This is a genomic window from Rhodococcus shunpengi (genome assembly GCF_048381395.1).
Taxonomy (GTDB): Bacteria; Actinomycetota; Actinomycetes; order Mycobacteriales; family Mycobacteriaceae; genus Rhodococcus.
This window is the reverse complement of the sequence record NZ_JBLWIU010000034.1, coordinates 710837-723349: the sequence shown is the minus strand read 5'-3', so window position 1 is coordinate 723349 and position 12513 is coordinate 710837. Positions and strand designations below refer to the sequence as shown.

The following is a 12513-nucleotide window of genomic DNA, read 5'->3' as shown; positions in this document are numbered from 1 at the left end:
GCCCGGCCGCGGCGGCACTGCTTCGATCGGTGCCATGTGCGACCGCACGCGCCTGACCCGCAAACCTGAACGCCGCACCGACGATCCAGCGGTGTTGCACCGCCTCCTCGACGAGGCCCGCATCGCGCATGTGGGTTTCGTCCGCGACGGATCGCCCGTGGTGCTGCCGATGGCCATGGGTCGCGACGAGGACCGGTTGCTGCTGCACGGCTCGACCGGCGCCGGCATGTTCCTCGCTGCGCGGTCCGGAATCGAGGTGTCGGTCGCGGTGACGCATCTCGACGGGGCTCGTCTTCGCCCGGTCGGCCTTCGACCACAGCATGAAGTACCGCAGTGCCGTGTTGTTCGGCGTGGCCACATCCGTCGCGCCGGGCGAGAAGGAACACGCATCACCGGGTCCTCGACCGCGCTGCCCCGCTCCGTGCGCGCGCTTCTGTGACATCGAACGGACTTTCCGTTGTGACCTCGAAGGGATTTTCCGTCGTGTCCGCCCCCGAATCCGACATCGGTGATGAAAGGATGCCCGCGTCGGGGGAACAGATCGGAGTCGCCGCGAGTGCCATCAACGTCCGTGTCCGTGAAAGCCGCACGCAAGCGGCTCGGTGAGCTGGTCCGGGAGGTCAACGACGACACCGTCGCCGTCGAGATCGTCGGCAAACGCGGCACGGGCGTGCTGATCTCTCAGGACCGCTACGCGGCGCTGCAGGAGGCGACCTTCCTGCTGCGTTCCCCCGAGCTCATGGACAGCTTGCGCCGGGAGATGCAGCGGGTACTGCTCGAGGCCGCCGCGCCGACCGACGAACCGCGCCCGGCCCCCGCGCGCCGGCGCACGAAGAACAAGAAGAAGAAACGCAAGAAGCGGCAGCGTTCCCGCTGACCTTCGCGATGCGGGAGGGTCGTCAGCCCGTCGTCCACAGCAGTTCCGGACGGATCGATCCCATCCCGTACATCTGCACGCCGTGCACGCCGTCGCCGAGGACCGCGGCCGGGGCGGTGCGGATGTACCACACGACGGGGTTCAGGTCGACGATGCGCTGTTGCGCGATCTCGTAGGCGGCGATACGCGCGTCGAGATCGGCCGCGCGTCGCCCCTCGTCGATGGCAGTGTTCAGTTCCGCGTCGTCGATGCCGGTGAAGTTGCCGGTCGAGTCGCCGTGAAAGTTCGACCACAGGGCGGTATCAGGATCGAGGATCGTGGCCGAGGTGATCGCGACGTCGAAGTCGTAGGTGTTGAGCCGCGGCAACGCCGAGGCGAATTCGAGGACCTCGACCCGGACGTCGACACCGTCGAACGCGCTCAGTTGGGCCTGCACCGCTTCGGCGACTGCCTTGTTCTCGACGGAGGTGTAGGCCAGGAAGGTGAACGACACCGGTCGGCCCTCCGCGGCGAGTTCGTCGAACAGCTCCTGCGCGGCCTGCGGGTCGTGTGCCGGGACCGCGATGTCGGTGTGGAACGGTGACGACTCGTCGAAGAGGGTGCGCGGGAGTTCCGCGCGTCCGGCGAAGACGACGTCGTTGAGCGCGTCGATGTCGATGGCGAGGGCGAGAGCGCGTCGCGCTCGTTCGTCGTCGAAAGGCGCCCGCCGGGTGTTCAGGGCGAGGAACTGCCCGCCGCCCGTCGGCTGGACGAGAGTGCGGAGCCCGGCGTCCTCGGCGCGGCCGAGTGACGCCCAGCTGCCCTCGATGGCGACGCCGGCCTCCCCGGCGATCACCGCGTTGATCCGCTGGTTGGTGTCGCCGTTGTGGATCAGTTCGATGCCGTCGAGATAGGGCGTCGGTTCGTATCCGGGGTTGCGTTCGAGGATGATCCGGTCCTGCCGCCGCCACTGCGTCATCGTGAACGGACCGGCCCCGACGGGTTGTTCGTCGAACGCTTGCCGGCCGCCGTCGAGTGCGGCCGGGGAGGCGATCCAGTTCAACCCGCTCCACAGCACGGCCTGGCCGTAGTGCGGGTTGGGTGCCCGCAGCGTCACCCGCAGCGTGAGCGGGTCGGTGACCTCGAGTGCCTCGATCTGTGATGCCTGGATCAACGACGGCGAGCCCGCGGCGGGGTCGCGCATCCGGTCCCAGTTGTGGCGGACGGCCTCGGCGTCGTAGGCGGTGCCGTCCGTGAAGGTGATGCCCTCACGCAGTGTCAGTTCGAAGGTGGTGCCACCGTCGGTGGTGTCGAACGATTCCGCGAGGACGGGGCTCGGCTCGCCGGTCTCGGGGTCGTTGACCAGCAACGTGCCGTACAGGGCGTTGCCGATGAGACTGTTGGAGACCCAGGCGTTGACGAGGGTCGCGGGATCGAGCGAACGCGGCTCCCCGCCCTGGACGATGCGCACCGTCCCACCGTGGACCGGGTCACCGACCTCCGCGTCCGCCGTGGCCACGGAACCATTGCTTCCGCAGGCGGTGAGTACCAGAGCCACCGACACGGCCGCGGCGACCGCCGAAATCGTGCGTCGGGTTCGACGACGTAGGTGGTGCAGCATCGGGACTCCTTCACCGGCAGTGCCTGTGGCAGCGGGACTTCGGGGTGGAACATCGGTTGCGGTCGATGCCTGGCCACGACCGGATCGAAACGATACTCTCACACAAGAGAATAATCTTCTTGTAACGCAGAGTGAATGTCCGGAGGTCCCCATGACGGCATCGGCCGCTGATCCGACCCAGCTCGAACTCACCCCCGCCGCGCACGCTCGGCACACCCCCGACGTGCCGGCCATCGTCATGGGACGGGGCGAGGTGGTCACCTACCGGGAACTCGACGACCGATCCGCGCGACTCGCGACCTACCTGCGCGATCGAGGACTGACACCCGGCGACCACATCGCCATCCTCATGGAGAACTCCCGCGCCTTCCTCGAAGTCGCCTGGGCCGCCCAGCGCTCGGGCCTGTACTACACCGCGATCAACCGGCATCTGCGCCAGTCGGAGGTCCAGTACATCCTCGACGACGCCGGGGCGGCCGCACTGATCACCTCGGAGTCGATGACCGATGTCGTCGACGGACTCGAACTGTCGGCCGCCCACATCCGGGTGTGCACCGACGGCACTCTCCCCGGTTTCGACGATTACGCCGCGATCCTCGCCGGTCACGACCCGCTCCCGCTCGGCGAGTCCGTCGAGGGTCGCGAGATGCTGTACTCGTCAGGAACCACCGGTCGCCCCAAGGGAGTTCGCAAACCCCTGCCCGGCACCTCGTTCGGTGATCCCACCGCGCCGCCGGTGCTGATCGCACAGGGCGTCGCGGCGCGCGGCATCGGACCGGGCAGCGTCTACCTGTCCCCCGCCCCGCTGTATCACGGCTCTCCCCTGGCGTTCTGCATGTCGGCGCAGCGCCTCGGCGCGACCGTCGTGGTGATGGAACGGTTCGATCCGCTGCACTGCCTCGAACTGATCGAACGGCACCACGTCACCTACGCGCAGTTCGTACCGACCATGTTCGTGCGCATGCTCAAACTCTCCGACGACGAGCGGACACGCTACGACCTGTCGTCGCTGCAGGAGGTCACGCACGGCGCGGCGCCGTGCCCGGTCTCGGTGAAACACCGGATGATCGAGTGGTTGGGTCCGATCGTGCACGAATACTATTCGGGCACCGAGGATGTCGGCGCCAGCCAGATATCGGCGACGGAATGGCTCGCGCATCCCGGCTCCGTCGGCCGGCCCATGCAGGAATGCCACATCGTCGGCGAGGACGGCGAGGAACTACCGCCCGGGGAGATCGGCGTCGTGTACTTCGCGGGCGGTCGGCCGTTCGAGTACCACAACGATCCGGAGAAGACCGCCGGTGTCACCCACCCCAACGGTTGGCGCACGCTCGGCGACATGGGTTATCTGGACGACGACGGTTACCTCTACCTCACCGATCGCCAGGCTCTGATGATCATCTCGGGCGGGGTCAACATCTACCCGCAGGAGGCCGAGGACGTGCTCATCGGGCACCCCGCCGTCCTCGACGTCGCCGTCATCGGGGTCCCCGACGAGGACATGGGTGAGGCGGTGAAGGCGGTCGTGCAACTCGTCGATCCCGATGCCGCCTCCGACACGCTCGCCGACGAGCTGCTCACCCACTGCCGACGCGAACTCGCCACCTACAAGTGCCCGACCAGCGTGGACTTCGTGCCAGACCTGCCGCGCGACCCGAACGGCAAACTCTACAAACGCCACATCCGCGAGCAGTACTGGGACGACCACGGCCCGACCCGCACCAGACTCGTCCGGGGCTGATCGAGACCGATGTTGTTCGCGAGATCCGGTGGGAAATCGCAAACAACATCAACCTCGAATCGTTGCACGGAGCACTTTCGTTGTTCCGCTCTCCAATCGTCGTCACAGTTCTCTCACCATCGGGACCCTCGCGTTCGTAGCGTCTGGCGGCACAGGACTCGATCCTGTTCCTCCACCCGACTCCACGGACAGAAACGAGAGAACGATGTCGTTGAACGGAAAGATCGCAATCGTCACGGGCGCCGCACAGGGTATCGGTGAGGCCACCGCCAAGCGTCTCGCCGGCGAAGGCGCCACCGTCGTCGTAGCAGACATCCAGGATTCGACCCGCACCGTCGACACGATCCTGAAACTCGGCGGTAAGGCCGAAGCCCACCATCTCGACGTGCGGCTCAAGGACAACTGGGCGAACGTCGTCCGCGAGGTCGTCGAGCGCCACGGCCGCGTCGACCTGCTCGCCAACGTCGCGGGCGTGGTCAACATGCTCAGCGAGGACAGCGTCGTCGGACTCACCGAAGAGGCGTGGGACCACGTCGTCGGCACCGATCTCAAGGGCGTGTGGCTCGGCATGCAGGCCGTAATTCCCCACATGATCGAACGCGGCGGCGGACGGATCGTGAACATCGCGTCCATGGCCGCGCTCCGCGGACTGCCGAACCTGGCGTCCTATTCCGCCGCGAAGGGCGGGGTGGTCTCGCTGACCAAGCAGGCGGCCTTCGAGTACGGCGAGAAGAACATCCTCATCAACGCGATCTGCCCGGGCACGATCGACACCCCGATTCTTGCCGACATCACCGACGAGATGCGGCAGGCCAACGCAAACGCCCATATCGTGCGACGTCTCGGCGAACCCACGGAGATCGCATCGATGGTCGCGTATCTCATGCGTGAGGGCAGTTTCCTCACCGGCGAGATCTACCCCGTCGACGGCGGATGGGCGGCGAAGGGCAACTTCTGATCCTTTGGATCCGCCCACAAAGGCGGCGGCACGGAGCGCTTCACCGTGCAGCCTCGGCAAGGCATCGTGTGATCCACGACATACCCGAAGCCCGCCGACGAAGCTCGAGGAGATGCGCCGTGAACGATGAGAACTGCACGTTCGGCCTGTGGTACGACTTCCGCAACCCGGAACGGTGGCCGCGGACGTTCACCGACTTCTATGCCCAGACCCTCGAACAAATCACCTGGGCCGAGGCCCGGGGCATCGAATCGGTCTGGTTGACGGAGCACCACTTCATGGCCGACGGCTACACCCCGTCGCCGTTCGTGCTCGCCGCAGCAATCGGAGCACGCACCCGTTCGCTGCGCATCGGCACGAATCTCATCGTCTCGCCGCTACACAATCCCATCCGCCTCGCGGAGGACGCCGCGACCCTCTCGCTGCTCACCGCGGGTCGCTTCGATCTGGGGGTCGGGCAGGGCTACTGGAAGCCGGAATTCGCCGCCTTCGGGCAGAACTTGCGCAACCGCCCGAGTCTGCTCGAGGAGGGTCTCGATCTCATCCGTCGCGCCTGGTCGGGTGAGTGCGGCGAATTCCATGGCAAGCGCTACGACTTCCCCGCCCTGCCCGTCACCCCGCGACCCGAATCCACCCCGCAACTGCTCGTCGGAGCAATGGCCGAACCGGCGATCGAACGGGCCGCTCGGATTGCCGACGGTTATCTCAGCACCCAGAACGCCCACCATGAGATGTATCTGGACGCCCTCGATCGTGTCGGTCGTTCACGCGAAGACGGCCGGATCTATGCCGGCCAATGGGCGGTGATCGCCGACGATCCCGAACGCGAATGGGCACGCATCGGCGAGCACGCGCTGTACCAGATCAACGGGTACATCGAGATGGGCGCGTTCGGTCCGCCGGACGCCGTCCCGACCTTCGCGACTCCCCAGGACCTGCTCGACGCGGGCTCGTTCGCCCTGTGGGACGCCGACATCGCGGTCTCCGAACTGACCGCGATGCTCGTGGCACGCCCGCAGATCAAGGACGTTCACTTCTGGGCGCAACTGCCAGGCGAATCCGTCGACAGCGGCTCGGCACGTATCGAACTGCTCACCTCCAAGGTGATCCCACAGGTACGCGCAGCGGTCGCCGCCGCCCGACAGGAGGTATCCGCATGACCCCGGCGCCGACCACCGGCTCCGCCACACCCCTCGTGATCACCGATTTCCTCTACCGGGCGCGAGATCTGTTCTCCACGAAGACCATCACCCAATACCAGGGCGGCGCGAAGGTCTTCGAATACACCTACGGCGAGTACGCCGACCGCGTGCTGCGGCTCGCAGCGGCGCTCGTGGACCTCGGCGTGCGTCCCGGTGATCGGGTCGCCACCCTCGCGTGGAACCACTACCGTCATCTCGAGCTGTACATGGCGGTTCCGTTGGCCGGTGCTGTTCTCCACACCGTCAATCTGCGGCTCGAATCCGACGAGATCGCCTACATCGTCGACCACGCCGACGACCGCGTCGTCTTCGTCGACTCCTCCCTGCTTCCCCTGCTCGACGCGACGCGCGCGCAACGTCCCCACATGCCCGTGTTCACCACCGACGGGGACGGCAATGGCCTGCCGAACCTGGACGCGCTCGCCGCAGCCGTCGACCCACTCTCCGAGCCGGTGCCACGGGACGAGAACGACCTTGCCGCACTGTGTTACACCTCGGGCACCACAGGATCACCGAAGGGCGTCGGGTATTCGCATCGGGGCCTGTACCTGCACACCTTCACGGCCTGCCTTGCCGACGGCCACGCGATCAGCGAACGCGACACAGTCTGCCACGTGGTGCCGATGTTCCACGCCAACGCATGGGGTATCCCCTTCGCCGCCCTGATGACCGGCGCGAACCAGGTGCTTCCCGGCGAGCATCCGGTTGTGCCCGACATCGCCACCATCCTCGCCGAGCAACAGGTCACCTACACCGGCATGGTGCCGACGGTCGCCGTAGACCTCGTGCGACACGCGGTGTCCTCGGGCATCGATCTGACGTGCCTGCGCGCACTCGTCCTCGGTGGGTCGACCCCGACCCCGGAGCTGGTGCGCAGCATCGAGGAAGACCTCGATGTGCGCGCCTATCAGGGCTGGGGCATGACCGAGCTCTCGCCGATGGGTACCTTCGCCCGACCGCCACGAACCGCCGACGACGACCCGCAACTGCGATATTCCTACATCCGCAGGCAGGGACGGCTGCTCCCGGGACTGCGGTGGAAGCTCGTCGACGACGAGGGCACTGTAGTTCCCCACAACGGCATCGACCGCGGCGAACTGCTCATGCGGGGACCGTGGGTGGCCGAAAACTACTTCCGCGACGAGCACCCGGAGGCGTTCGTCGACGGCTGGCTGCGCACCGGCGACATCGCCACGATCGATCCCGAAGGCTATCTGACCATCGTCGATCGGGCGAAGGACCTGATCAAGAGCGGCGGTGAGTGGATCAGCTCGCTCGCCCTCGAACAGGCACTGACCACCATCACAGGTGTGGCCGAAGCCGCGGTGATCGCGGTGCCGCACGAACGCTGGCAGGAACGTCCCCTGGCTTTCGTGTGCCCCACCGAGGGAACCATGCTCGCTCCGGATGCCGTAGCCGACGCGCTCGCCGCGATCGTGCCGCGGTGGTGGCTGCCCGAGCGCATCGTCGTGGTCGACGACCTGCCCCGCACCAGCGTCGGCAAACTCGACAAGAAACGCCTGCGCAGCACCGTCCGAGACCGGTTGTTTGTGGATACCCACAACAGCTCGACCGCAGGTTCGCCCGGGTGAGGCCGCCCTCGCTCTAGCGTCGGGTCCACCGGCCCACCGATCCGGGGGCATCCGTCGTCCCGAGGAGGAACACCGTGAAGTTCGGGATCTTCTACGTCCTCGAATGCCCCGACCACGACTTCGCGCGGGCCTACCGCGAGATGCTCGACCAGATCGCCTACGCCGAGAAGCTCGGTTTCGACGAGGTGTGGCTGGCCGAGCATCACGGAACCGATTACGGCTCGATGCCGTCGCCACAGGTCGCGGCGGCGGCCATCGCAGCTCGCACCGAGCGGATGCGCATCGGTATCGCCGTGAGCAACCTGACCTTCGACTGGCCGGTCCGCATCGCCGAGGACTACGCGATGGTCGACGTCCTGTCCGGCGGCCGCCTCGACTTCGGGGTCGGTCGTGGTTACCAGCCGCAGGAGTTCCACAACATGGGCGTGGGACATCTGCAGAGCGAGAGCCGCGAGCGGTTCGTCGAAGCCCTGGAGATCGTGCGAGGCCTGTGGAGCAAGCCGGTCGGAGCACCGTTCTCCCATCACGGTAAGCACTTCGACCTCGTCGATATCGACTGCCGGCCTGCGCCCGTCCAGCAACCCACTCCGCCGATCTATATCGCGTCCATCAGTCCCGAAACCCTGGATCTGGCTGCCGACCAGGGTTACAACATGCTCGTCACGCCCACGCTCATGACGATGCCCGAGCTCAACACCTTCGTCGTCGACGCCAAACGGCGGCTGCGCGATCTGGGTCGCGACATCCTCGACCTCGACTTCCCCATGAACTGGCAGATTCACCTGGCCGACACCGAGGACGCGGCGGTCGAGAACGCACACGACGCCCTGACCTGGTATTTCGACGCTGCGCTCACCGCGGTGCCGCAGGGACCGGACGTGCCGGCCACCTACGAACGCTACGCCCAGCTCGTCACCGCCAGCGAGGAGGCCGGGGGCATGACCGTCGACGGCCTGCGCGAAGGCGGCGTGGTCTACGTCGGCGAGCCCGACGGATTGATCCGCCAGATCGAGACCCTGCACGACGAGACCGGTCTGCAGCACCTCATCTGCTGGATGCGCTTCGGCGGACTCGAACACGAAAAGGTCATGCGCTCGCTGGAACTGTTCGCCGAACACGTCATCCCGCATTTCCGCGGACGCGAACCCGTCGTCCCCCGCGCGCTGCGCGAATCCGACTCGCACACTGCGACATCCGTACCCGAAATCCATACCTACCCCACTTCCCCACTCGCACAGGAGGACACCATGGGATTTCTGCCCGTCGAGAACGACCGCAGCATCTACTTCGAACATCACCGCGGTGACGGACGGCCGATCGTCCTGATCCACGGCTGGGGTGCCACCACTCGGGCCTGGGACACGACCCTGCCGGCCCTGCGCGCCAACGGCAACGAGGTCGTAACCGTCGACCTGCGTTGCTGCGGACGCTCGGACAAGGACTTCGACGACGTCTCCATCGAGGCGCTGGCGTCGGACATCGTGCGCCTGGTCGATCATCTCGATCTCGACCGGCCGGTGATCAACGGATGGTCGCTCGGCGGGGCGGTTGCCACCGCGGCGGTCGCCCAGCTCGGCGAACGGGCGTCTGCGCTGGTCCTGACCGGTGGCGCCTCTCCCCGCTACACCGCCACCGACGACTGGCCGCACGGCGGCAGCGTCGCCGATGTCGAAGGCGTCCTGGCGTCGGCTGCCGCCAACCGCGCCGAGACCTTCCGCGGCGTTGCTGCGGCGGTGTGCGCCGAGAATCCGGGCGAGGCCGTGCTCGATTCGATCTGGGACATGTTCATGGCCATGGGCCCCCGCGGGGACGACTCGCTGCGGGATCTGGCCACGATCGATCTGCGCAAGGAGATCGCCTCCCTCGAGGTGCCCATCCTGTTGCTGCACGGCCGGGCCGACAACTTCGTTCCGTTCTCCGCGGCCGAAGCCGTACCTGCGCTCAACCCGCGAGCCGAGGTCGTGGAATTCACGTCCAGCGGGCACGCGCCCTTCCTCGAGGAGCGCGACCGCTACCTCGCCGAGTTGACGGGATTCCTGAACCGATGAGCGACTCGAAGAATTGGCTGGTCACCGGTGGTTCGCGCGGCATCGGCCGCGCCGTCGTCGAGGCTGCCACCGCTCGCGGGGACCGCGTCGCGGTGTTCGCTCGCAAACCGGCCACCGAGCAGTGGACCCATCCCGATCGGGTGGTCGAAATCCATACCGATATCGGCGATTCGGCCTCGGTCGGCAGTGGGGTGGCCGAGGTGTTCGACCGGTTCGGTTCGCTCGACGTCGTGGTCAACGCCGCGGGCGTGCACCGCGGCGGACGGATCGGCGATCTGTCCCGGCAGCACTGGGACGAGGTGATCGCGACCAACCTGACAGGGGCGTTCGAACTCGCGCGTACGGTGGTGCCGCGACTCGACGCCGGCGCCGCACTGATCAATGTCGGTGCGGTGGTGGGTTTCCGGGGTTTTCCCGGGGATGTAGCCTACGGTGCGGCCAAGGCCGGGCTGAGCGGGTTGACCCAGGTGCTGGCCGTCGAACTCGCTCCGCGCGACATCCGGGTGAATCTGGTCATCCCGGGTTTCGTGGATACCGACATGACCTCGGCGCTCACAGGGCGTGCCCGCGAGAAGGTCGTCGCTGCCATTCCCATGGGCCGTACCGGCCGGCCCGAGGAGATTGCGCAGGTCGTCGTGGGTGTCGCGGATGCGCCCTACATGACGGGCAGCATTGTGGCCACCGATGGCGGGCTGATGAGCTCGTTCAGCTCGCGTAGTTGAGGTTCCGGTCGTTGTAGCGACCTACAACGACCGGAGAACTCGCGTGACCCACACCACAGAAATCCGATTACTCTCGACCCTGGCAGCACAGAAACTCGTTCCCCCGCTGCAGGATTCGTCCAATTCCCCTCTTCAAGGAGCTCAGATGGACAACGTCGCGAGTGCCGGAAGCCTCGAAGCGGCCAACAAGAAGCTCATCGCCGAATTCATGGAGGTCTTCTCCACCGGCAACGTCGAAGCGATCCTCGGCTATCTCTCCCCCGACGCGACCTGGTGGGTTGCCGGCACCATCGAAGGCATCTCCGGCACCAAGACCAAGGAAGAATTCCGCGCGATGCTCTCGGGGTTGTCGGCGAACACGAAGACCGGCGCGATCGCGCTGACTCCGCTCGCATGGACCGCCGAGGGCGACCGCGTCGCGGTGGAGACCGAGTCGTATTCGGAGATGAACAACGGCCGCGTCTACAACAACCTCTACCACTTCGTCTTCGAAGTCCGAGACGGACTGATCCGGTCGGTGAAGGAGTTCCTCGACACCGAACACACCCGGGCCGTCTTCCTCGCACCCTGACCCACACCTCTCCATTCCCATCCCGTTCTTTCACCTACACAAGGAGATACGTCCATGGACGTCGGAATGCTGCTGGTCTTCCAGAACTACCACGAGAACGTCAGCGACCAGGAAGTCTTCACTCGCGAGCTCGACATGGGCGTCGACGCGGAGAAGTACGGCTTCGACGCCGTCTGGTCCGCCGAGCACCACTTCGACGACTACTCGATGTGCCCGGACAACATGCAGATCATGTCGTACCTCGCCGCGCGCACCTCGACGGTCAAGCTCGGCACCGGCGCCGTGATCCTGCCGTGGAACAACCCGGTGCGCGTCGTCGAGAAGATGACGATGCTCGACATGATGTCCGGTGGTCGCGCCCTCTACGGCATGGGCCGTGGCCTGGCGAAGATGGAGTACGACGCCTTCGGGATCCCCATGGACGAGGCCCGCGGACGGTTCATCGAAGGCGCGAAGATCACCATCGAGGGCCTACGCACCGGTGTCGTCGACAACCCGGAAGGCGAGTTCTACCCCCAGTCACGTGTGGAGATCCGGCCCGCCCCGAACCCGACATACGAGTGGGGTCGCGACCGTCTGTTCGGTGCGGCGATGTCGCCCGATTCTGTGCCCGTCATCGCCGACCTCGGCGTCCGCATGATGACCTTCATGCAGTTCGAGTTCGAAAAGCACGCCGAGACGATCAATCGCTGGCGCGACCTGTACCGGGAGCGCTGGGACACCGAACCGCTGCCGCCCGTCATCCAGGACTTCGTCATCTGCCACGAGGACGCCGAGGAGGCCCGCCGGCTCGCCTACGAGCACGTCGCCCGCTACTTCCTTTCGGTTATCAAGCACTACGACTTCGCCGGTGAGCACTGGCGGAACACGAAGGGCTACGAGACGTACCAGGTGGGGGCGGACATGATCCGCGAAGCCGGCATGGAGGCCGCCGCCGACGCCTACGTGGAGGCCAACGTCTACGGCACGCCGGAGCAGATCGTCGAGAAGTACGCGGCCCGGCACGAGAAGATCGGCGACTTCTTCGCCAACGCCGCGTTCGCATTCGGTGGCCTTCCCATCGAGCAGGCCGAGAAAGCTCTGAAGCTGTACGGCGAAAAGGTCGTTCCCGAGCTGCACAAGATGAAGGCACCGGTTCCGGCCAACGCCTGACCCCTGACCCGGGCGGTGCCCGAAACCTCGGGCACCGCCCGTTCGATTCC

The 12513-nt window shown here is 66.4% G+C and carries 11 protein-coding genes; 10 read left to right on the top strand and 1 reads right to left on the bottom strand.

Going from position 1 to position 12513, the window contains the following annotated elements; genetic code table 11:
* Positions 1-34: 34 nt before the first annotated feature.
* Positions 35-439, top strand: coding sequence for a pyridoxamine 5'-phosphate oxidase family protein (locus ACNJ7K_RS23575; RefSeq protein WP_487042253.1), 405 nt, complete (start codon positions 35-37; stop codon positions 437-439).
* Positions 440-571: 132 nt separating this feature from the next.
* Positions 572-877, top strand: coding sequence for a type II toxin-antitoxin system Phd/YefM family antitoxin (locus tag ACNJ7K_RS23570; RefSeq protein ID WP_159418357.1), 306 nt, complete (start codon positions 572-574; stop codon positions 875-877).
* A 22-nt stretch (positions 878-899) separates the two neighbouring features.
* Here the strand turns inward: ACNJ7K_RS23570 and ACNJ7K_RS23565 are convergent, their stop codons facing one another.
* On the bottom strand, positions 900-2375 hold the full coding sequence (locus tag ACNJ7K_RS23565; RefSeq protein ID WP_487042252.1) for an ABC transporter substrate-binding protein: 1476 nt from the start codon (positions 2373-2375) through the stop codon (positions 900-902).
* A 253-nt stretch (positions 2376-2628) separates the two neighbouring features.
* Here ACNJ7K_RS23565 and ACNJ7K_RS23560 point away from each other — a divergent pair, with 253 nt between their 5' ends.
* The 8 genes from ACNJ7K_RS23560 to ACNJ7K_RS23525 all read left to right on the top strand — a co-directional run bounded on the left by ACNJ7K_RS23560 (position 2629) and on the right by ACNJ7K_RS23525 (position 12463).
* Complete coding sequence (locus tag ACNJ7K_RS23560; RefSeq protein ID WP_487042251.1) at positions 2629-4218, top strand: acyl-CoA synthetase; 1590 nt, start codon at positions 2629-2631, stop codon at positions 4216-4218.
* Positions 4219-4423: 205 nt separating this feature from the next.
* Positions 4424-5176, top strand: coding sequence for an SDR family NAD(P)-dependent oxidoreductase (locus tag ACNJ7K_RS23555; RefSeq protein ID WP_455408769.1), 753 nt, complete (start codon positions 4424-4426; stop codon positions 5174-5176).
* A 119-nt stretch (positions 5177-5295) separates the two neighbouring features.
* Positions 5296-6336 (top strand): LLM class flavin-dependent oxidoreductase, encoded by a 1041-nt coding sequence (locus ACNJ7K_RS23550; RefSeq protein WP_487042250.1) that lies wholly within the window; start codon positions 5296-5298, stop codon positions 6334-6336.
* Positions 6333-7970: a long-chain-fatty-acid--CoA ligase gene (locus ACNJ7K_RS23545; RefSeq protein WP_487042249.1), complete on the top strand. Its 1638-nt coding sequence runs from the start codon at positions 6333-6335 to the stop codon at positions 7968-7970. The genes ACNJ7K_RS23550 and ACNJ7K_RS23545 overlap by 4 nt, the downstream gene beginning before the upstream one ends.
* A 74-nt stretch (positions 7971-8044) precedes the next feature.
* Complete coding sequence (locus ACNJ7K_RS23540) at positions 8045-10018, top strand: LLM class flavin-dependent oxidoreductase (protein WP_159418362.1); 1974 nt, start codon at positions 8045-8047, stop codon at positions 10016-10018.
* The gene (locus ACNJ7K_RS23535; RefSeq protein ID WP_120282556.1) at positions 10015-10740 is read left to right on the top strand and encodes an SDR family NAD(P)-dependent oxidoreductase; all 726 of its coding nucleotides are present in this window, start codon (positions 10015-10017) and stop codon (positions 10738-10740) included. The genes ACNJ7K_RS23540 and ACNJ7K_RS23535 overlap by 4 nt, the downstream gene beginning before the upstream one ends.
* Positions 10741-10885: 145 nt before the next feature.
* Complete coding sequence (locus ACNJ7K_RS23530) at positions 10886-11311, top strand: nuclear transport factor 2 family protein (RefSeq protein WP_120282555.1); 426 nt, start codon at positions 10886-10888, stop codon at positions 11309-11311.
* A 54-nt stretch (positions 11312-11365) separates the two neighbouring features.
* Positions 11366-12463 carry an LLM class flavin-dependent oxidoreductase gene (locus ACNJ7K_RS23525; protein WP_487042248.1) on the top strand — a complete coding sequence of 366 codons (1098 nt, stop codon included), beginning with the start codon at positions 11366-11368 and terminating at the stop codon, positions 12461-12463.
* Positions 12464-12513: the final 50 nt, after the last annotated feature.